Annotated in this window: 19 protein-coding genes; 7 read left to right on the top strand and 12 right to left on the bottom strand. The window is 63.7% G+C overall.

What is annotated here, in order from left to right; genetic code table 11:
* Positions 1 to 9 precede the first annotated feature (9 nt).
* From AC13C7_RS15440 to AC13C7_RS15450, 3 genes are all read left to right on the top strand, one after another.
* A complete protein-coding gene (locus tag AC13C7_RS15440; protein WP_482868014.1) occupies positions 10 to 1,320 on the top strand; it encodes a M16 family metallopeptidase in 1,311 nt (436 codons plus the stop codon).
* 243 nt (positions 1,321 to 1,563) lie between these two features.
* Positions 1,564 to 3,402 carry a DNA mismatch repair endonuclease MutL gene (gene mutL / locus AC13C7_RS15445; RefSeq protein ID WP_482868015.1) on the top strand — a complete coding sequence of 613 codons (1,839 nt, stop codon included), beginning with the start codon at positions 1,564 to 1,566 and terminating at the stop codon, positions 3,400 to 3,402.
* Positions 3,399 to 4,568 carry a DNA recombination protein RmuC gene (locus AC13C7_RS15450; protein ID WP_482868016.1) on the top strand — a complete coding sequence of 390 codons (1,170 nt, stop codon included), beginning with the start codon at positions 3,399 to 3,401 and terminating at the stop codon, positions 4,566 to 4,568. Before mutL ends, AC13C7_RS15450 begins: the two co-directional genes overlap by 4 nt.
* Positions 4,569 to 4,603: 35 nt before the next feature.
* Here AC13C7_RS15450 and AC13C7_RS15455 read toward each other — a convergent pair whose 3' ends face one another.
* The 9 genes from AC13C7_RS15455 to AC13C7_RS15495 all read right to left on the bottom strand — a co-directional run bounded on the left by AC13C7_RS15455 (position 4,604) and on the right by AC13C7_RS15495 (position 13,782).
* On the bottom strand, positions 4,604 to 4,906 hold the full coding sequence (locus AC13C7_RS15455; protein WP_172320467.1) for a hypothetical protein: 303 nt from the start codon (positions 4,904 to 4,906) through the stop codon (positions 4,604 to 4,606).
* Positions 4,907 to 4,969: 63 nt separating this feature from the next.
* A complete protein-coding gene (locus tag AC13C7_RS15460; protein ID WP_482868017.1) occupies positions 4,970 to 5,911 on the bottom strand; it encodes a phosphatidate cytidylyltransferase in 942 nt (313 codons plus the stop codon).
* Positions 5,911 to 6,573, bottom strand: a complete 663-nt coding sequence (locus AC13C7_RS15465; protein WP_482868018.1) for a lysophospholipid acyltransferase family protein — start codon at positions 6,571 to 6,573, stop codon at positions 5,911 to 5,913. The genes AC13C7_RS15460 and AC13C7_RS15465 overlap by 1 nt, the downstream gene beginning before the upstream one ends.
* Before the next feature lie 45 nt (positions 6,574 to 6,618).
* On the bottom strand, positions 6,619 to 8,037 hold the full coding sequence (locus AC13C7_RS15470; protein ID WP_482868019.1) for a sensor histidine kinase: 1,419 nt from the start codon (positions 8,035 to 8,037) through the stop codon (positions 6,619 to 6,621).
* Positions 8,038 to 8,116: 79 nt separating this feature from the next.
* The gene (locus tag AC13C7_RS15475) at positions 8,117 to 8,506 is read right to left on the bottom strand and encodes a response regulator (RefSeq protein WP_172320463.1); all 390 of its coding nucleotides are present in this window, start codon (positions 8,504 to 8,506) and stop codon (positions 8,117 to 8,119) included.
* A gap of 15 nt (positions 8,507 to 8,521) precedes the next feature.
* On the bottom strand, positions 8,522 to 10,303 hold the full coding sequence (locus AC13C7_RS15480) for an ATP-binding protein (protein WP_482868020.1): 1,782 nt from the start codon (positions 10,301 to 10,303) through the stop codon (positions 8,522 to 8,524).
* A gap of 136 nt (positions 10,304 to 10,439) precedes the next feature.
* Positions 10,440 to 12,380 carry a sensor histidine kinase gene (locus AC13C7_RS15485; RefSeq protein WP_482868021.1) on the bottom strand — a complete coding sequence of 647 codons (1,941 nt, stop codon included), beginning with the start codon at positions 12,378 to 12,380 and terminating at the stop codon, positions 10,440 to 10,442.
* A gap of 81 nt (positions 12,381 to 12,461) precedes the next feature.
* Positions 12,462 to 12,809: an Hpt domain-containing protein gene (locus AC13C7_RS15490; protein WP_482868022.1), complete on the bottom strand. Its 348-nt coding sequence runs from the start codon at positions 12,807 to 12,809 to the stop codon at positions 12,462 to 12,464.
* Between the two features lie 19 nt (positions 12,810 to 12,828).
* Positions 12,829 to 13,782 carry a response regulator gene (locus AC13C7_RS15495; RefSeq protein WP_482868023.1) on the bottom strand — a complete coding sequence of 318 codons (954 nt, stop codon included), beginning with the start codon at positions 13,780 to 13,782 and terminating at the stop codon, positions 12,829 to 12,831.
* Between the two features lie 531 nt (positions 13,783 to 14,313).
* Between AC13C7_RS15495 and AC13C7_RS15500 the strand changes: the two genes are divergently transcribed.
* Positions 14,314 to 15,294, top strand: a complete 981-nt coding sequence (locus AC13C7_RS15500; protein WP_482868024.1) for a response regulator — start codon at positions 14,314 to 14,316, stop codon at positions 15,292 to 15,294.
* A 24-nt stretch (positions 15,295 to 15,318) separates the two neighbouring features.
* On the opposite strand, the gene AC13C7_RS15505 is transcribed toward AC13C7_RS15500, so the two are convergent.
* From AC13C7_RS15505 to AC13C7_RS15515, 3 genes are all read right to left on the bottom strand, one after another.
* Positions 15,319 to 16,227: an aminotransferase class IV gene (locus AC13C7_RS15505; RefSeq protein ID WP_482868025.1), complete on the bottom strand. Its 909-nt coding sequence runs from the start codon at positions 16,225 to 16,227 to the stop codon at positions 15,319 to 15,321.
* Between the two features lie 171 nt (positions 16,228 to 16,398).
* A complete protein-coding gene (locus AC13C7_RS15510) occupies positions 16,399 to 16,854 on the bottom strand; it encodes a GAF domain-containing protein (protein ID WP_482868026.1) in 456 nt (151 codons plus the stop codon).
* 109 nt (positions 16,855 to 16,963) lie between these two features.
* The gene (locus tag AC13C7_RS15515; RefSeq protein ID WP_482868027.1) at positions 16,964 to 18,142 is read right to left on the bottom strand and encodes a thiolase family protein; all 1,179 of its coding nucleotides are present in this window, start codon (positions 18,140 to 18,142) and stop codon (positions 16,964 to 16,966) included.
* Positions 18,143 to 18,238: 96 nt separating this feature from the next.
* On the opposite strand from AC13C7_RS15515, the gene AC13C7_RS15520 reads away from it, so the two are divergent.
* The 3 genes from AC13C7_RS15520 to AC13C7_RS15530 all read left to right on the top strand — a co-directional run bounded on the left by AC13C7_RS15520 (position 18,239) and on the right by AC13C7_RS15530 (position 20,883).
* Positions 18,239 to 18,583, top strand: coding sequence for an STAS domain-containing protein (locus tag AC13C7_RS15520; RefSeq protein WP_407925862.1), 345 nt, complete (start codon positions 18,239 to 18,241; stop codon positions 18,581 to 18,583).
* Positions 18,580 to 19,056: an ATP-binding protein gene (locus AC13C7_RS15525; RefSeq protein WP_482868028.1), complete on the top strand. Its 477-nt coding sequence runs from the start codon at positions 18,580 to 18,582 to the stop codon at positions 19,054 to 19,056. The genes AC13C7_RS15520 and AC13C7_RS15525 overlap by 4 nt, the downstream gene beginning before the upstream one ends.
* A gap of 246 nt (positions 19,057 to 19,302) precedes the next feature.
* Entirely contained in the window at positions 19,303 to 20,883 is a 1,581-nt protein-coding gene (locus AC13C7_RS15530) for a gamma-glutamyltransferase family protein (protein ID WP_482868029.1), read from the top strand.
* Positions 20,884 to 20,908: the final 25 nt, after the last annotated feature.

Raw genomic sequence — 20,908 nt, forward strand, 5'->3', positions numbered from 1 at the left:
CACGCCCCCATGATGATCCGCGCATTTCTCACCTTCCTGGTTCTCCTCGCCGCCCCCGCCCAGGCGCAGGTCGATATCAGGCAAGTCACCTCGCCCGGCGGCATCACCGCCTGGCTCGTGCAGGACGACACCATCCCCTTCGTGGCGCTGGATATCCGGTTCCAGGGGGGCACCTCGCTGGACGCGCCCGGAAAGCGCGGCGCGACCTACCTGATGACCGGTCTGCTCGAGGAAGGCGCGGGCGACCTCGATTCGCGTGAATTTGCCACCCGCGTCGAAACCCTCGCGGCGCGGTTCGGGTTTGACGCAAGCGTCGATTCCGTCTCGATCACCGCCCAGATGCTGACCCAGAACCGCGACGAGGCCGCCGAGCTTCTGCGCCTCGCCCTCCAGGAACCCAGTTTCGAGCAGGACGACCTCGACCGCGTGCGCGGCCAGGTGCTGGCCATCATCGACCGCAACGCCAACGACCCCAGCGAGATCGCGGGCACCGAGTTCTACGCGCAGGCCTTCGGCGATCACCCCTATGGCAGCCCGCAGGAGGGCACGTCTGAGAGCGTCACCGCGCTGACCCGTCAGGACATGATCGACGCGCATCGCGCCGTCTTCGCCCGCGACCGGATGTATGTCGGTGCCGCGGGCGACATCTCGCCCGAGGAGCTTGGCCTGCTGCTCGACGAGTTGCTTGGCGACCTGCCCGAGACCGGCGCGCCCATGCCCGAAGACGCGCCCTACGAGTTGGAGGGCGGCATCACCGTCATCGACTACCCGACACCGCAATCCACCGCGCTCTTTGGCCATCGCGGCATTGCCTTCGACGACCCGGAGTTTTTCCCGGCCTTCGTGCTCAACCAGATCATGGGCGGCGGCAACTTCCGCTCGCGCCTGATGCAGGAGGTCCGGGTGGATCGCGGCCTCACCTATGGCATCAGCACCTTCCTCGTCCTTTTCGATCACGGCCCCCTGATGATGGGGCAGTTTTCCTCCTCGAACGAGTTGGTGGCCGAGGCCATCGACGTGCTGCGCGCGGAATGGGCCGAGGTGGCGGAAAACGGCGTCACGGAAGAGGAGCTTGAGGCCGCGCAGCTTTACATGACCGGCTCATACCCGCTGCGCTTCGACGGCAATTCCAACATCGCCAGCATCCTTGCGGGCATGCAGGCCGATGACATGCCCATCGACTACATCAACACCCGCAACGACCGCGTCAATGCCGTCACCCTCGACGATGTCCGCGCCATGGCCGCCCGCCTGATGGACCCCGACGCGCTGCATGTCGTGGTGGTGGGCCAGCCGCAGGGGCTGGAGGGGGTGGAATAGCCACCAAAGATCAGGACGCAGGCCCCGGCAAGGGTGCCGAGGCATTTCGAAATGCCTCGCAAGCGCCTTCGAAGGCGCCTGCCTCACCCGCCGACCTGCGCGCATCGACCGCCCCGTTTCCGCCGCCGCGTCTGCACGGGGGGTGCATCGGGGGGTGTACAGGGGGTGCACAGCCGCGATCCGGGGCCGGTTTGCCCCATCTGATGTTTCCGAATCGTTCTGCCCCATGCTATCCCTTGTGGCATGGCCATTCCTCACCCCAAGATAGGCGGCGATCAGCCCGTAATCCGCCAATTGGACGACGCCGCGATCAACCGCATCGCGGCGGGCGAGGTCGTGGAGCGTCCGGCCTCCGCCGTCAAGGAACTGGTAGAGAATTCCATAGACGCCGGCGCGACCCGCATCACCGTGGAAATATCCAATGGTGGCAAGGCCTTGATCCGGGTGACGGATGACGGCTGCGGCATGGGCCCCGACGCTCTGCCCCTCGCGCTTGCCCGCCACGCGACCTCCAAGATCGACGGCAAAGACCTGCTCAACATCCAGTCCTTCGGCTTCCGAGGCGAAGCCCTCCCCTCCCTCGGCGCCGTCGGCCGCCTCGTCATCACCAGCCGCGCCGCGGGGACCGGGGCGCATACCATCGCGATCTCCGGCGGGCGGCAATCCGTGCTGCGCCCCGCCGCGCTCAACTCCGGCACGGTGGTGGAGCTGCGCGACCTCTTCTTCGCCACGCCCGCAAGGCTCAAGTTCCTGCGTTCGGACCGGGCCGAGTTGCAGGCGATCACCGATGTGATCAAGCGCCTCGCCATGGCCGAGCCTGCCGTGGGCTTCACCCTGCGCGACATCTCCGAGGGGCATGAACGCATCCTCTTTCGCACCGATGCCGAGACCGGCGACCTCTTCGATGCGCTTGGCGCGCGGCTTGGCCGGGTCATGGGGCGGGAGTTCATCGACAACGCCCTGCCCATCGACGCCGAACGCGAGGGGATGCGCCTCATCGGTTACGCCGCCCTGCCGACCTATTCGCGCGGCTCTGCCATTGCGCAGTTCCTCTTCGTCAATGGCCGCCCGGTGCGTGACAAGCTGCTGATCGGCGCGCTGCGCGGGGCCTATTCGGATTTCCTCAGCCGTGACCGGCACCCCGCCGTCGCCCTCTTCATCGACTGCCCGCCGGAACGGGTGGACGTCAACGTGCATCCCGCCAAGGCCGAGGTCCGGTTCCGCGAGCCAGGGATCGCGCGCGGGCTGATCGTCTCGGCGCTGCGCCATGCGCTGGCCGAGGCCGGGCACCGCTCCTCCTCGACCGTCGCGGATGCCACGCTCGGCGCGTTCCGCCGCCATGAGCCCGGACCCGCGCGCGTCTACCAGATGGACCGCCCGTCGCAGGGCAGCCTTGGCAATGCCGCCCGCTGGCAGGCCCCCGGTCTGGACGAGGCCCCAGCCGATTTCGCCCCCGCCTCGGCCCGTGTCGAGGAGGTCGCGGATGCGACCGAGGAAACGACCCGCCCGCTTGGCGCCGCCCGCGCGCAGCTGCATGAGAACTACATCATCGCGCAGACCGAGACCGGAATGGTCATCGTCGACCAGCACGCCGCGCATGAACGGCTGGTCTATGAGAAGCTGAAGCGCCAGATGGCCGAAACCGGCGTCACATCCCAGGCCCTGCTGATCCCCGAGATCGTCCCGGTCAGCGAGGAGGACGGCCAGCGCCTCGTGGAACTGGCCACTGAACTGGGCCGCCTTGGCCTCAGTATCGAGCCCTTCGGCCCCGGTGCCATCGCCGTGCGCGCCACGCCCGCGATCCTCGGCCCCGTCAACGCCGAGGCGATGCTGCGCGATATTTTGGATGAGTTGGATGATATCGGCGAAAGCGGGACGCTCCAGGCCCGGATCGAGGCGATCCTGAGCCGGGTCGCCTGCCACGGCTCGATCCGCTCGGGCCGCCAGATGCGCGCCGAGGAGATGAACGCCCTCCTGCGCGAGATGGAAGCCACGCCGCATTCGGGCCAATGCAACCACGGCCGGCCCACCTATGTGGAGCTGAGGCTGGCCGATATCGAGAGGCTTTTTGGGCGCACATGATCCAGATCGGCGGCTATCAGATCGACACCTCCGACCCCGTCACATGGGTTGTCGCGGGCGCCCTCATCGCGCTCCTCCTGCTCTTCTGGCTCGTCCTGCGGTCCGGGGCCGCCGCGACCCGTGCCGCGCGGGCGGTGGAGCCCCTGGCGCATCAGATGGGCGCGCTCGGCGGTACCGTGCAGGCACTGTCAAACGGGCAGGAGCGGTTGGCCGGTGGGCTCACTCATGTCTCGGAATTGCAGGCGCGCAGCCAGTCCCAGATGATGGAGGCGATGGAGCGGCGGCTGGAGGAAGTCCAGAAAAGCATGGGCGACACGCTGCACGGCACCTCGACCCGCACCGCGCGTTCCTTAGGCGAATTGCAACAGAAGCTGGAACAGATCGACAAGGCGCAGGCCAATATCGAGAAGCTGTCTGGTGATGTTCTGGGATTGCAGGACATCCTGTCGAACAAGCAACGCCGGGGTATGTTCGGAGAGATTCAGCTCAACGATATCGTCTCCAAGGCCCTGCCATCGGACGCCTACAGTTTCCAGACCACACTTTCGAACGGTAAACGCGCCGATTGCCTCATTCACCTGCCGAACCCGCCGGGGCCGCTGGTGATCGACGCCAAGTTCCCGCTGGAGGCCTATGAGACCCTGACCGAGGCCGAGGGGGCCGAGGCGGTGAAGCGCGCCCTGCGCGATCTTGGCACCGCCGTGCGGGTGCATATCAAGGCGATCTCGGAACGCTACATCATCGAAGGCGAAACCGCCGATGGCGCGGTGATGTTCCTGCCCTCAGAGGCAGTCTATGCCGAGTTGCACGCCCGCCTGCCCGAGGTTGTACGCGCAGGGTTCGACGCCCGCGTCTGGATCGTCTCGCCGACCACCTGCATGGCGACGCTGAACACGATGCGCGCGGTATTGAAGGATGCGCGGATGCGCGAACAGGCCGGTGAGATCCGCAAGGCGCTGAAGCAGCTCCACCGCGACGTGGAGATCATCGGCGAACGCGCGGGCAAGCTGGAAACGCATCTGCGGCAGGCAGGTGACGACGTGGACGGCATTCTGACCGCCAGCGCGCGGGCGGGCAAACGCGCCGAACGGCTGGACAATTTCGACTTCGAGGAACTGGCCCCGGATGCGGCAAACACAACAGTGGTGCCGCTGCCGCGAACATAGGGTCTTGGACGTGGACAGGGCGTCGGCAGACGGCCTCAGCCCCCTGTCGCGGCCAGCACGGGATCGTTGGGACGGGTGCAGATCATCCGGTTCTCGCGCGTGCGCAGCGGCAGGAACGTATTCTCCACCGGGCCGCTATGCTGATACCAGTAGCAGCCGTCTTCGGGCATGATCCGCACGACCGCGAGGCTCTGGTTCGGGGCGGCAAGGGCGCGGACCTCCTCCGGCACTTCGGTGACGATGCCGGGGTCGGTCCCCTCGGTCTCATCGCTTGGCAGGGTCGCGCAGGCAGCGATCAACGGCAGCAGCGCGGCCAGGGCATAACCAGAAGCTTTCATTTTTGTAGATTCCCGTTTTGTGGCTGACACCCATCAAGCATGAGAGCGGCCTCGGCTTCAACCCTATCCCCAGACAAAGAGCGTGACGTGGTAAAATACGGGCGCCGCGAAGATGACGCTGTCGAGCTGGTCGAGAAACCCGCCATGGCCGGGGATGAGGTGCGACCAGTCCTTGACGCCCCGGTCGCGCTTGATCGCGGCGAAGACGAGGCTGCCAAGAAGCCCGGTGAACGAGGCCAGCGCCGCCATCGCCGCCGCCCCCATCATGCCGAAGGGGGTGATCCATCCCAGGAAGCCGCCGATCACGGCTGCGGCCAGCACGCCCGCGATCACGCCCTCGATGGTTTTCGGCGACAGGTCCGGCGCGATGCGGCGGCGGCCGAACTGGCGGCCTGCGTAATATTCGAACAGGTCGCCGAACTGCACCACCATGATGAAGAACACGATCAGCAGGATCGACCGGTCAGATCCGTCCGGCATGTCGAAGGTCAGCAGCGCGGGCACAAGGCTGAGGCAGTAGATGCAGATCATCAGCCCCCATTGCGTCTGCGCCACGCGGCCCAGGAAATCGCTGGCATCGCCGCGCAGCGCGCTGACGATGGGCAGGAGCAGGAAGGCATAGACCGGGATGAACACGGTCAGAAGGCCGGTCCAGTCGAGCGCCACGAACAGGTATTGCAGCGGCAGGATCACGAAACAGGCCAGCGCCAGAGACAGGTGATCGGCCCGCGCCTTGCGGGCATATGTCAGGAACTCGCGCAGGGCGGCGAAGCTGGCGAAAGCAAACAGCAAGATCACCCCGACGCGCCCGATCAGCACCGCCAGGGCCAGCGTGATGACCAGCGCCCACCAGCTGTTGACGCGCATCATGAAGGCCTCGACCACCGGGTTGGTGCGACCCTGCGGCACCCGTGCGCGCAGCCCCTCGCCCAACATGGTCAGCGCGATGAGCAGGACGAAGACCCCGAAGCTGAGCAGCAGGATATCCAGCGTCGTGCGATCCATCACGCGGCCCCGCCCGGCTCTTGCGGGGCCAGGGCCACCAGCGCCTCCGCCGCGCGTTTCAGGAAGGCGTCCTTGTCCTCGCCCTCCGCGACATGGATCGGGTCGCCGAAGGTGACGGTGCAGATCAGCGGCAGGGGGATGACCTCGCCCTTGGGCATGATCTCGTTCAGGTTGGCGACCCAGGTCGGCACCAGATCGACATGCGGTCGCGCGACCCCCATGTTGTACAGCCCGGCGCGGAACGGCAGCAGGGGATCATCGGTCATGTTGCGGTTGCCCTCGGGGAAGATGATCAGCGAGGAGCCGTCGTCGAGCGCCTGCAATATCTTCTCCATCGGGTCTTCGATGCGCGCCTCGGGGCGGCGGTCGATCAGGACGCAGTTGAAGACCTCGGGCCCGATGAAGGCGCGAACCTTATTCTTGAGCCAATAATCCGCCGCCGCAACGGGCCGGGTCCGGCGGCGCATGTGGACTGGAAGGACGGTCCAGATCATCGGCATGTCGGCATTGCTGACATGGTTGGCGAAATAGACGCGCTGCTTGGCCACCGGCTCGATCCCGCGCCAATCCGCGCGCACGGCGGTGATGAACCGCGCGGTCAGCGCCAGGGCGTGGCCGACAAAGCGGGCCGCCATGCGGCGGGGAAGGGAACGGGCGGTCATTGGAAAATTGTGGCAGAGGCCGCACGCAAAAGGAAGCGCGGGCGGTCAGCTATCCGCAAGCGGGACGCCCATGGTGAATGTCGTGCCTGCGCCCGGCGTGCTCTTGTAGCTGATGAACCCGCCATGCTGTTCAACGATGGTCTTGGCGATGCTCAGGCCCAAACCGGTCCCCTCCTGGCTGCGGCCATCGCCGCTATCGACCTGGGTGAAGCGGCCGAACACGATCTCCTCCGAGCCGTCCGGTATCCCAACGCCGTGATCCTGAACCGATATGCAGACGAATTCGTCGACCACCGCGGAGGTGACGATGATCTCGGATGGCGAGTGCGAGAACTTCAGCGCGTTGGACAGCAGGTTCGTCAGCACCTGACCCATCCGGGCCTCATCCACCTCGGCGAAGAGGGCGGTCCGGCTCAGATCACAGGTGATCGTGATGTCCTTTTTCAGGGCCAGCGATTCGATCGCCTGCACGGCCTGTTCCGCGACCTCGTTCATGTCGGTGCGCGCGAACCGGAAATCGGCCTTGTCTGATTCCAGCTTTTGCAGGTCCAGCAGATCGTTGATCAGCGCCCCCAGACGGCGGCAATTGCGGCGCGCGATGTCCAGCATCTGCTCGGCCTTGTCCGGCTGCGTCTTGAAGACGCCGTTTCCGAGCAACTCAAGCGAGCCACTGATCGAGGTCAGCGGCGTCCGAAGCTCATGGCTGACGGTCGAGACGAACTTGGATTTCACGTCATAGGCGGCCTGCGCCCGGTCGCGTTCCTGACGAAGGGTGTCGAGTTGATCCAGGTTCTCGCGGTAGAGGCGCAGGAAGATCTGCGCGCATTCGACGACGAAATAGAGCACGAAGATCGCGGTGGCGAATTGCAGCCAGAGCGGCGAGGTCAGCGGCGGGCGGACCAGCCACAGGTCGAAGATCGGGATGAACAGGAACCCCGCGCCATAGACGATCAGCCGCGCCAGCAGGATACGCGGCACCTGGTGATTGTTGACGGCGGCGAACAGCCCCGAGGCAAACAGGATGAAGAGCGGCATCTGGTGCGGCACCGGCCCTTCCAGCAGCGCGAAACCGATGGCGAAGGCCGACACGGCAGAGGCATTGAGGGTCGAGGCCAGCAACAGCAGGTGCCGAAAGCGCAGCGCCTCCTGTTGCGTTCCGTTCCTCCAGTTCACGACAGCGCGGGAGACGAAGAAATCGAACACCTCCGCGGTTTGGCAGACCAGAAGGCTGACCAGGGCCAGGGCGGGGCTGACATAGATCGCCGCCAGCAGCGACACGAAGACATACATGCTCTGCCGTTTCCACAGCAGGCACAAACCGCCATGGGCAAAGTCCTTCAGCCGCTTTTCCAGGCGCGGATTCACCGGCGTCGGCAGGTGGCCATTCGGTCGCACATCCCGACCGACCGGCGCAAAGACCGATCCCAATCTGGGTGCGATGTTATGATAGCTGAAATCTACCAATCTCGGGGCGCCTTGCATGGTGATCGGGGGGCGAGACCGTCAAGTGCCGTGACGGCACGGCCCAAGGGGGTGGACGCGGCTAGGCCGCGTTGCGATGGGCCGTCCAGGCCTCGGTGATCTGCTGGCTCAACTCCATCGGATCGAAGGGCTTTTCGACAATCGCCAGGGCGCCGTCGACCAGCAGATGGGTCAGAAAGCTCTTTTCGACCTTGGCGGTCATGAAGATGGCGGGCGTGGCGGCGAACTCGGGCATTTCCATCAGCTTGTGCCAAAGCTCCTCGCCGCTCATTTCCGGCATCATCACGTCGAGCAACAGCAGATCGGGCTGGAACTGCGGCGCCACGATCAGCGCCTCCTTGCCGGATGCGCATTGCTGCAACTCGAACCCGCCCACCATTTCCAGCGACATCTGGGTGATTGTCCGGATGTCCTGATCGTCATCGACGTGGAGTATCTTTTTCAAGGCCATAATAATGTCTTCCCCTTAAGCCTTCCGAACCAGGTCGGATTTTTCGGTTGATCGTCCGGTTTGCGCCGAACGTGCTTGATTGGCGGTGCTGACCACGACCAGATCCGGTGGTGTGCTCAGTTTGGGCAGGTCGAAATAGAATGTCGTCTGCTTGCCGGGCTCGCTGCGGAAGGAGATCCGACCGTCATGCAGATCCACGATCTTGCGGCAGATCTGAAGTCCCAGCCCGGTGCCCGAGCGCGTGGTGCCATCGGCGGCTGCGAACTGGGTGAAACTGTCGAAGATCGTCGCCCGCGCGCTTTCGGGAACACCGGGACCGAAATCGGTGACATAGACGCGCCAATTGTCGTCCTTGTCCTCGATCCCGACACGCACGTCGGCCCCTTTGGGGGAATATTTCGCGGCGTTGGACATGAGATTTGTCATCACCTGCATCAGGCGGTCGCTATTGCCCGAGATTATCGGCTGCCCGGGCACGTCGTCCATGACGAAGCGCACCCCAAGCTCGTCGCCGAAACCCTGGTTGATCGACACGGCATCCTGGAGGAAGGCCTTGAGATTGGTTTTCTGCATCTCGAATTTCGCCTTGTTGGCGTTCATCTTTTCAAGAATGAGAATGTCATCGACCATCAGAAGCAACCGGTCGCTGTTGCGCGCCGCGATGTCGATCATGCCCTGAAGCTCGGGCGTCAGTTTGCCGGCGACACCGGATTGGATCAGCCGCAGCGCCCCCTTGATCGAGGTCAGCGGCGTGCGCAGTTCATGGCTGACACGCGCCATCGTATCCATCTTCACGACCTGCAATTCCTTGCGTTCGGACGTGTCGCGCAGCACCGACAGGAATACCTTCTTGCCGCTCGGATCGGTGAAGATGCGCGTCTTGACCTCGACCGGGCCTTTCTCGTGTCGGGTTTCGATCGACACGACATCGCGGCTGCCATCCATCAGGGGGGCGACATGCTGGCGGAAAGCGGGAATGGAGAAGCCCCTCGACGTGTCGGCGATGGTCTTGCCGACAACGTCCTCGACGGTCCAGTCACAGCGGGCCAGGGCGCTCTTGTTCAGGTAGGAGATATTCAGCGTGTCGACCTCGTAGAGGAACACCTCGTCCTGAAGTTCATCCAGCATCCGGGTCAGCTGGCGCTGAATTTCGCTGGTCCGTTTCTGCGTGATGTCGGAACGCAGGCTGACGGTCTGGACATGGTTCCCGTCATCGTCGAAATGCGGCAGGACGGTGCTCATCACATAGATCAGCTCTCCGTTGGCGCGGCGCAGGGTCTGTTCGCCGGACCAGACCTTGCCGCTGCTGACGGCGTGATGAACCTCGGAGAAGCTGCATTGGGGATCGGCATTGCCGGTGACATCCGCCATGTCGGTGCCATCCTCGGCCATATCGTAGAGAACCGAGATGCTCTGCCCCGCCAGATCGTCGTTGGAATAGCCGAACGCATCCTCGAAGTTCTTGTTGACCTTTATGAAATTTCCATCCCGATCCGCGATGCTGACGATGGAATGCTGGTCGATCGCGGAATCGAGCAGGCGGATTTCCTTGTCGAACCGCCTTTGCAGCAACCTGGTCGATTGGCGGTATTTGCGGTTCTGGAGGCGGCGCGCGGTGGCCCAACTGCCGAACATGCACAGGCCGAACGCCGGCACGGCCAGCCAGAGGCTGGGTGCCAGCGCCGACATATTGACCAGAACATCCGGCCCCGCCTCCTCGGCACCCGCCGAGGTCGGGAAAGTGGAGTTGAGGAAAAGGGCACTCGCACCGATCATATTGACTTTACTGAATTTCATCTCTTCTACCCGTCACGTGGATGGATCCAATGATCCCCATCTACGATGAATGTTGATCCAGAAATCCGATCTCAATTCGCCTTGATTAAGGACTTTCTAAGGCTTTTCATCCCAGACCAGGCTGCGCGAGTCTGGGTCAGGCGGCCGACTTCAATTCCTGGCGCAGCGGGATCGAGAATTTGAAATGGGTCCCAGTGCCAAGCTCGCTCTCGACCTCGATCGCGCCGCCATGCAGGTCGACCAACTGCTTGCAGATCGCCAGGCCAAGGCCGACGCCACCCTCGGACCGGGTCGATGAGGTGTCGAGCTGTTCGAACCGGTTGAAAATGATATCCTTGTGCGCGGCGGCGATGCCGGCCCCGGTATCCTTGACGTGGAACCAGATATTGCCGCCTTCGACATCGGCCCAGGCCCGGATCGACCCGTCCTTGGTGAACTTGACCGCGTTGCCGACAAGATTGATCAGCATCTGGCGCAGCCTGAGCGGGTCGGCATGAACCGTCAGGTCGCTATCCGCCACCTCCAGCGCCAGACCCTTCCTGGCCGCAAGTCCGGTGAACTGTTCGTCGATTTCATGCAGGATCTCGGCAACCGCGATATCCTTGCGTTCCAGCGTGACCTTGCCGCTTTCGATCTTGGACAGGTCCAGGATCTGGTTGATCAGGCTCAGCAGGTGCTGGCCCGACGCCTCGGCCCGGGACGCGATCTGCGCGATGTTGGCAAGGCTGCGGTCGATCATGTCGACGGCGGCGTCGGAACCGCCCCGTCGCTCGATCAGGTCCTTGCGGAGGGCGACATTGGCCGGGATCTTGTCGGGCGCGGCCAGGAAGGACAGGTATCCCAGGATGATCGTCAGCGGCGTCCTGAGCTCGTGACTGACGACATGCAGGAAGTCGGTCTTGGCCTCGTTGGCCATTTCAGCGGCCAGTTGCGCGGTCTTCAGCTCGGTGATGTCGGTGCTCAACTCGACGGTGCCGCCCTCGGGCGTGGGCTGCCGCGAGATCTTGAGCCAGGTGCCGCAGGGCAGCTTGTGCTCGAACTCGCCATAGGCCGGGTGGTCGTGTTCGGAATCGTCACACTTGCAGTCTGTGTACATGTTCCCGTGGCGAGCGTTCGACAGGACCAGATTACCCTCTTCATCATAGAGAATGAAGGCGTCGTCGATCGATTCTATGGCGACCAGAAGTTGCGTGCGCGCCCTCTCGCGGTCAAAGAACATGCGGATGAACAGCATCGCAAGCGCCAGGAGGAAGGCCGTCAGCGACATCACCAGCGTCACGATCAGCGTCTTGTTCGACGCGGTGGTCATCCAGCCGTTGACCGGGGCCAGGGCCAGTTCCCATTCCATCCCGTTCTGACTGATGGGGGTGATGATCGCACCGTTCCGGAACATCTGCGGATCGCCTTGGAACACCTCGCCCAGATCGTCCGAGGACACAACCCGCCGGATCGCCAGTTGCCAGGCATCCGCGGCGTCCGTAAGTCCGCTGGCGGCAAGAAAGGCCTCCAGTTCCGCCACGATGCCGACGACACCCCAGAGCCGGGTGCTGCCCGTTGCCGCAAGATCGACGAAGACGGGCGCGCGCACGATGATACCGTCACCGCCCTGGATCAGGGAACTGGGGCCTTCATACATGGGCACGCGTTGCTGGACGGCACGGTGAATCGCGGCCCAGGTCACGACATTGTTCAGATAGTCCAGGCCGATGACGTCGCGGTTGGGTTCAAGCGGATGCACGTATTGCACGACCAGCTCCGGCGCTGCCGCGATGTTGATGATCTCGGGATAGCCGCCGCCGATAGTCTCGGCGATCTCCGAGAAATCCTCCTGCGTCAGGTCGGGATCGTTGGCGATGATGGTCGCGAAACTTTCCACCAGCACGCCGTAGGCCTCCAGCGTGGCCTCGACATGGGTCGAGATCGCCTCGGCCTGCTCCACCGCATCAAGGCGCTGCTCGGCCAGGCCGTTTCGCAGATCGCTTTGAAGCAGCACCAAGGACGCGATGGTTGCCACGCCGCCGATCAGCGCCGCCACCAGGACATACTGCCCGACCTCGGAGCCGCAGGCCCGGATCATTTTTCCTATTTTCTTCTGTAAGAACATTGGACTGCCCCGCCCCCGATTGTTCATGTCACCTGTGTCGGTCTCCGCGCCTTCTCAGAACGTGGAATAATCCGGTTGGACCCGCTCCATCTCATCCAGGAAACGTTCATAGGTCGGCCCGGCCTGTTGCCAGAATTCCGCGACCGTGCCTGTGGCGGTGGTAAACTGATCCTCGACCGCGCCGGCAAGATCGCCAAGCTGCGACAGCCCAAGCGTGGCCGCGACGCCCCTGATCTTGTGCGCCGACATCGCGGCTGCGCGAATCGCCGTAGCAGGGTCCGACCCTGCCAGGATCTGCGCCTTGAGATCCTCGAATTCGCAGATCCGCTGATCCAGATCGAACAGGAACCGGTCGCGCACCGCCTGCAGGGCCTTGGACATGGTGTCGGATTGTCCTGTCATCGCGCGTCGCGCCTCCATCCTATCCGGTCGCCGCTATCGGGGCCGACCCGGCAAGCGCCGCCTTCTGGCGCACCGATTGCAGGGCACGGTCCAGCGGCGCAGTGGCGGCCGCGAGGGTCAGCAGGGAGTTGCTGCACGGCTCGCCGACGCAGATCTGAACCGTCTGCCCTGACGCGGCCAGGTGAAATTCCTCGAACGGTTCCAGCAGGTCCACCAGGCGATCCTGCAACTCATCGGGGTCCACCGGTGTCGATTTGTCGATCAAGGCGACAAACTCGCCGTTGCCGGCATAGGCCAGCCGGTAGCTGTGGGTCTTGAGGCCATCGCGGATCGAGATCGCCACATCCTGCAGCATCTCCAGGAAATCGCGCGGCTGCGTCGCGGCAAAGAATTGCGCCCCGCCGACGATCTGGAACCCGATGGCAGACCAGGAATGCGCGCGCAGGTTGCCAAGCGTCAGCAGGAAATTCTGCATTGCCAGATAGGCCATCATGTCCTTGACCTCGGGCAGATTGATCGGGTCGGCGAAACGCATCCCGACCTTGTCGACCGAGGTCGTCTCGACCTGCCAGGTCAGCGCCTCGATGCGCTGGCTCTCGTTGATCGAGTGGAACGCGGCCCGCAGACGCGCATTCAGTTCCACCTCGTTGATCGGCTTGGTCAGGTAATCCGACGCGCCCGCCGCGAAGGCCTGGTCGATATAGCCCTGTTCGGACATCGAAGTCAGCATCAGGATCGGAGTCGTCGCGTATTTCGGCATGGCGCGGATATGGCCGCACAGCTCGATCCCGTCCATGCCGGGCATCTGGATATCCAGCAAGATGCAATCGAATTGCCGGTCGGGGTCACGCAGAAGCGTCAGCGCCTCGGCGCCGGACCGGGCCCGCAGATTGCGCCGGTACCCCTGCACGGTAAAGATGGTATCGAGGATATCATGAAAGATGGCCTCGTCATCGACCGAGAGGATTCGCATATCCCGTTGATTTTCCATAGCCGTTCTTCCGTCATGCCTGTCAGCGAGTGTTTCTGTAACGTCAACTAACAATGGGAAAATGGCGAAACTTTGTCGAATTCCCCAACAGCGCGGCTTTTGTCCCCAAGAACGCGGAATTGGGACAATTGGCCGCTGGTCGCTCAATCCAATTGCAGGCGGAATAGCGGTTACGTCAACATGGCTCATGATGGAGGTCCAACAGCAAAATCATTTAGAAACAGAAGGATGCGCGAAGATGCTGAAATACCGGAACGGGATGACGCGTGAATGGAACAGCGTCGGGATCGGGATTTGTTAACCTTTTGTTAACCATTTGGGTCTTTCGGAGAAATGCTTCTCATTTTCAACGTATTCTTATCCAGAAGTTAACGCATTCTCAGCCCGAAAAAGTTCGAAACCGGCAGCAAGCTCAACTCCAGCAAAATGGGCGATCCACGACGAGACAAGGCCGCAGTTTGTGCGACTCTCCGGCAGGCGGACCGCGAATGAATACTGAACGAGGAGTGAGCCATGAGGATTCTTGCAGTCGATGACGATCAGCACTTCCTTGACCTGCTGGAGGCGGTCCTGGGCGAAGCTGGCTATGACGATGTCACCTGTGTCGGCTCTGCCCCCGACGCCCTGACCGAAGCCTATCACGCGGAAGGCAAGATCGACTGTTTCCTTCTGGACGTGCAGATGCCCGATATCGACGGTGTCGATCTGTGCCGCAGGCTGCGCGATATGAAGGCATACCGCACCACGCCGATCATCATGGTCACGGCCCTGCACCAGAAATCCATGGTGCAGAAATGCTTCGACGCAGGCGCCACAGATTTCCTGAACAAGCCGCTGGACGGGCTGGAACTGGGTGCGCGCATTCGCACGGCGCAGTTGCTCAACGACAGCCTGAAGTCAAAGAAACGACCGATCGCGAGCGAGCTGAGCGTCATGAATCTGGAAGAGATCCAGGCCGAAGATGCCGCTCCGATAACGGCGCTGGAGAACGTGCGGGGGCTGACCGATTCGCACATCATCGAGAATCACATGCTGCGCAACCGGGCCGGATACTACATCCTGCATGTCCTGGGCTTCAGCATTCCGGGCTTCGGCCCGCTGGCCGACACGCTGACATCACGCGAGATGCGGGATGTTCTGGGCGATGCGGCACAGGTGATCTCGAAATCCCTGGGAAATTATGACTTCTCGTTCTCCTATCTCGGCGAGGGCCGTTTCATCAGCCTGGTTCAGGGGCGCCGGTTCTGGTCCACGCAGAATGTGATCGGCGAGATCGCCTCGATCCTGCAGACGCCGCGCTGGAATTCGATGGCGACCCATGGCGCGACACTTGAGGTGGCATCCCTGTCGGATCGCCGGTTCTGGACATCGTCACAGGCCGCCGACGCGATTCGGGCCTATCGCAACTCCTCGGCGCAATTCGAAACGGTCGTGAACGCGATCATGAGCGAAAGATCCGACGTGCAGGCCGGCAGCTACGAGATGTCGACCTGAGGCGGATTTCAGGCGCTTCGCGCCTCACTCCGCCGTTTTCGCATAGTCAATGTAGGCTTCGCGCAACCGGGTCGAAACCGGCCCCATGATCTGCCGGATCTTGCGCCCGTCGACAATCGCCACCGGGGTCAGCCCGCCGAACGATCCGGTGACGAAGACCTCATCCGCGTCATAGACCTGGGCGAGCGAGAAGTCGCGCTCCTCGCACGGAATGCCAAGCTGATCGCAGAGCTCGATCATGTTGGCGCGCGTGATGCCGTTGAAACAGCTGGCCCCGGTCGAGGTCATCACCTTGCCGTGGCGCACGATGAAGAAATTGGTCGCGTTGCAACTGGCGACAAAGCCGCGATCGTCCAGCATCAGCGCCTCATCCGCCCCCGCCTTGATCGCCTGAGTCAGCGCCATGATCAGGTTCAGCCGCGAATGCGTGTTCAGCCGCATGTCGAACATGTCCGCGCGGCAGCAGCGGATGGCCGAGGTGAAGAGGGTCAGGCCGGTCTTGAGGATCTCGGGGCTGGCGGGCTTGTATTCCGGCACGATCACCACGGTCGGGCCGCCGATGGTGTGGCGCGGGTCCTGGTTCGGCGTCTTCTTGAGGCCGCGGGTGATCATCAGCCGGACATGCACGCCATCCTCGCCGGTCATGCCGTTATGCTCCAGCGTATCCTCAAGCGCCTTGCGCACCTCGTCGCGGGTCATGCCGATGTCGAGGTCGATGGCGGTGGCCCCCATGAAAAGCCGGTCGAGGTGCCGCTCCATGAAGGCCAGGCGCCCGCCATGGTTGCGCAGGCCCTCCCAGATACCATCGCCCAGGATCCAGCCCGCGTCGAAGACCGAGACCATCGCCTTGTCGCGCGGCACGAAGTCGCCTTTGAGGTAGAGCTCCACCTTGTCGTTGCGCGGATCGGCGGTGAAATCCTGACTTCCGGCCATCTGGTCTGCTCCTTTCTGGTCTGTCCCCGGTCGACGTTCTGCCCTTTTAGAGCACTTTGCGTTTGGTTTGCATCGAAAGACGCTGCCTTGTCTTATGCTTCTTTCGGGCATTTTGCGCAGGTTGGGCCATTGCCCGCCAAGCCAAGCCGACGGACAATGGCGGGCGTCGGGTCAAGACGAGGCAAAGGCCCGGTGCAGAATGACCGCAAGCTGATCGGCATCCTCCTGGCGAAAGGCGTCCGGTTGATCGCTGTCGATATCCAGTACCGCGATCACCTCACCCGCCCTATTCCAGACCGGCAAGACCAGTTCCGACCGGGTCGAGGAGGCGCAGGCGATGTGGCCGGGGAAGGCATCGACATCCGGGATCAATTGCACCTGCCCCGTCCGCGCCGCAGCACCACAGACGCCGCGAGAAAACGGGATGCTGAGGCAGCCATGCCCCCCCTGATAGGGGCCGATCTTGAGCATCCCGGGCCCGGTGACGCGGTAGAACCCGGTCCAGTCGAAGCGGTCGTCGGCATGGTGGATCTCGCAGGCCAGCGTGGCCATGAGGGCGACCTCATCGGTCTCGCCTTCGGTAAGGCTGGCGATGCAGCGCGCGAGGGTGGGGTAGTGAATGGTCATGTGGGTAGTCGCCTGGTTGAGATGTTGTCGAATTGCTGCGCAATCCGATCCGCGGGGGGACCCTGTCCCCCCGCACCCCCCTGAAGTATTTCTGCCAAGATGATGGAGGTCAGACCCGTTCGATCGCAATGGCCGTGCCTTCGCCCCCCCCGATGCAGATCGCCGCGATACCGCGTTTGAGGTCGCGTTTTTCGAGCGCGTTGAGGAGCGTGACCATGATCCGTGCGCCGGAGGCCCCGATCGGGTGACCCAGGGCGCAAGCGCCGCCATTGACGTTGACCCTGTCGTGGGCGATTCCAAGATGCTGCATGAACGCCATCGGCACGACCGCGAAGGCCTCGTTAACCTCCCAAAGGTCGACATCCTCGACACGCCAGCCGAGCCGTTTCAGCAATTTCTCGGCGGCGGGCACCGGCGCGGTGGTGAACCAGCCGGGCTCCTGTCCGTGGCTGGCATGGCCCAGGATGCGGGCGCGGATCGGCAGGCCCTGTGCCGTCGCCGCATCCTCGCGCGCCATGAGAAGCGCCGCCGCCCCGTCCGAGATCGAGGAAGAATTGGCCGCCGTCACCGTGCCATCCTTGCGGAAGGCGGGCTTGAGGTGTGGGATTTTCTCGGGCCGTGCCTTGCCGGGTTGTTCATCCTCGCCGACGACCGCCTCGCCCTTGCGGATGGTCAGGGTCACGGCGGCGATTTCATCGGCGAAGGCGCCGCTTTTCTGCGCGGTTTGCGCCCGGTCCAGCGAGGCCAGCGCGTAGTCGTCCTGCGCCGCGCGGCTGAGCTGGAATTTCTCGGCGCAATCCTCGGCGAAACTGCCCATCAGGCGGCCTTTGTCATAGGCGTCCTCGAGCCCGTCGAGGAACATGTGGTCGATGACCTGGCCATGTCCGATCCGCGCGCCGCCACGCATTTGCGGCATCAGGTAGGGGGCGTTCGTCATGCTCTCCATACCGCCCGCGACGATCATGTCGGACCCGCCGAGCGCCAGCTGGTCATAGGCGATCATCGCCGCCTTCATGCCGGAGCCGCACATCTTGTTCAGCGTCGTGGCGGGCACCTCCTGGCCAAGACCGGCCTTGAACCCCGCCTGCCGCGCCGGGGCCTGGCCCTGACCCGCCGGCAATACGCATCCCATCAGAAGCTCGTTCACCTGTGCCGCATCGGCACCCACCTGTTTCAGGGCGGCGGAAATCGCCACACCGCCCAGATCGGCGGCGGTCTGATCGGAAAAACAGCCCTGAAAGCCGCCCATCGGCGTGCGGGCCGCGCCGCAGATCACCACGTTTTCCATAAAACCCTCCGTTTTCGGTCTGCCCACTCGATACCGTTTGGAAAGGATTGGCGTCTAGGGTTTTCCGCAAGAGATGAAAGGAGAGTGACGTTGGAGATGAGTTTACAACCGCAAGGGGCGGTCTCGGTCCTGCGTGTCGGCAATGACCGGATCGACGCCGCCATCGCCATCCAGTTCAAGGACCGCTTCCGCGACATTACCGCGGATGTGGCCGGGCCGGTGGTGCTGGATCTGGGGCGGGTGACCTTCCTGGACAGCAGCGGGTTGGGCGCAGTCGTCGCCGCGCGCAAGCTGCTTGGCCCGGACCGGGCGCTGGAACTGGCCGCGTTGTCGCCCGCGGTGGAAAAGGTCATGCAGCTGACCCGGATGAACACGGTCTTTCCGATTCACGACACAGTGGCCGACGCCCTCACCGCACATGGTGTGGCCCCCGCTGCATGACGCCTGAGCCTGTGACGCAGGGCGATCTGCCGCCGCCGATCCTGGGCTGGTCGCAAAGCGCCATCATCGGCGCTACGTCGGCGGAGGTCAGCCGCGCCCTGACGGGCCTGCGCGGCAACCTGATCCGGCTCGGCCTGCCGGAGGACGCCTTGATCCGGCTGGAACTGGTCCTGGCCGAGATCATGAACAATATCGTCGAGCATGCCTATGCAGGGGCCGATAGCGGCGACATGACGTTGGAGGCGTCGGTGCATGGGCGCGCCATCTGGTGCCATTTGCGCGACAAGGGCCGGGCGATGCCGGGGGGCAAACTGCCCTGTCCCAGGCGCTACGATCTGGATGCGATGCGCATGGACGATCTGCCCGAAGGGGGGTTCGGATGGGGCCTGATCCACGACCTGACGCAAGGTTTGAGCTATCGCCGTGTCGCGGAAGAGAACCATGTGCGATTCCGGATTGATCTCGATTCCTGAACAATCGTCAACACCATCCCTGTCCGTTTCTCAACGGATGGCGGGAACCGCATTTTCGCCCCATTCAGTTCAAACAATCGCCGGGAAGCGGGCCTATCCATCGCCCCTGTAGCTGCAAAAGCTTCCCTCGGCACCGTGTCTGCAAGCCCCCACCCAGTGGCGCGGTGCCGAGGACCGCCCCCTCCCTTGCCCCTGCCGACAAATTCCCTAACCTGCCGCGAAACGCGATGTGACAGGAACAGGATGATGCGGGATTTTCATACCAGCGGGCGGTCGGCCGTCTATGCCGAGAACGGGGTTTGCGCAACGTCCCACCCCCTTGCCGCCAAGGTCGCAATATCCCTGCTTGAGGGCGGTGGAAATGCCATCGACGCGGCCATCGGGGCGGCCGTTCTGCTTGGGATCTGCGAGCCTCACATGACCGGGATCGGCGGCGATTGTTTTGCCCTGGTGAAACGGTCGGGCGCCGATGATCTGATCGGGCTGAACGGCTCGGGCCGGGCCCCTCGCGGCTTGTCCGCCGACGCGCTGCGCGACGCAGGGCACAGCAAGATGCCCGTCCACGACCCCGCCGCCGTCACCATTCCCGGCGCGGTCGATGCGTTCTGCCGGTTGCATGGCGACATGGGCCGGATGGAAATGGCCGAGGTGCTGGCCCCCGCGATCCATTATGCCGAGGCCGGTGTGCCGGTCGCCCCGCGCGTGGCCTCGGACTGGCAATCGGGTCCGGCGCTGCTGCACGGGCGCGCGCGCGACTTCTACCTGAATAACGGTGCCGCGCTAAAGATGGGCCAGGCGTTCCGCGCCCCCGCGCAAGCCGATGTCCTGCGGCGCATCGCACGGGAGGGCCGCGCCGGGTTCTACGAGGGCGAGGTGGCCGAGGATATCGTCGCCTCGATGACCGCGCTTGGCGGCACGCATACGCTGGACGATCTGGCCGCGACCGCCTGCGATTACGTCACGCCGATCAGCGGAACCTACAAGGCTGTCGAGCTGACCGAATTGCCCCCCAACGGGCAAGGCGCGACGGCGATCCTGATTGCGAATATCCTCAGCCATTTCGACATTGCGGGGATGGAGCCTTTCGGCGCGGAGCGCGCGCATATCGAGGTCGAGGCGACCAAGCTGGCCTATGACGCGCGCAACCGCTTTGTCGCCGATTTCGACCACGTCACGCGGCTTGCGCATCTGCTGGACCCGGCGACGGCGCGGGGATTGGCCGCGCTGATCGACCCGCAACAGGTGATCGCGAACCCGCATATCACCTCGGAAGGGGTGCACAGGGACACCGTCTATCTCACCGTGGTCGATCGCGACCGGATGGCCGTGTCTCTGATCTATTCGATCTTCAACTCCTTCGGCTCGGGCCTGGCCACCGATCAGTTCGGCATCTTGATGCAGAACCGCGGCACCGGCTTCTCGCTGGAGAAAGATCACCCGAACGAGGCCGGGCCGCGCAAGCGCCCGATGCACACGATCATCCCGGCCTTCCTGCGCGAGGCGGATGGATCGGAAATGCCCTTCGGCGTGATGGGCGGGCAATATCAATCGACGGGCCATGTGCGCTTCATCTCGAACATGGTCGATTTCGGGATGGAGCCGCAGGCCGCCATCGACGGCCCGCGCTGTTTCTGGGAGGCGGGCGACCTGCGGATCGAGCGTGGCTACGAGCCCGAGGTCGTGCAGGCCCTCGCCGATCTGGGCCATAAGCCGGTCACGCCCCCCACAGCCATCGGCGGCGCGCAGGCGATCAGGATCGACGCAAAAACGGGTGTGTTGATGGGGGCGTCCGATCCGCGCAAGGACGGCTGCGCGCTCGGCTATTAGATCGTTTCAGGTTTGAACTGAAACG

Source organism: Alterinioella sp. B-7, from assembly GCF_056857775.1.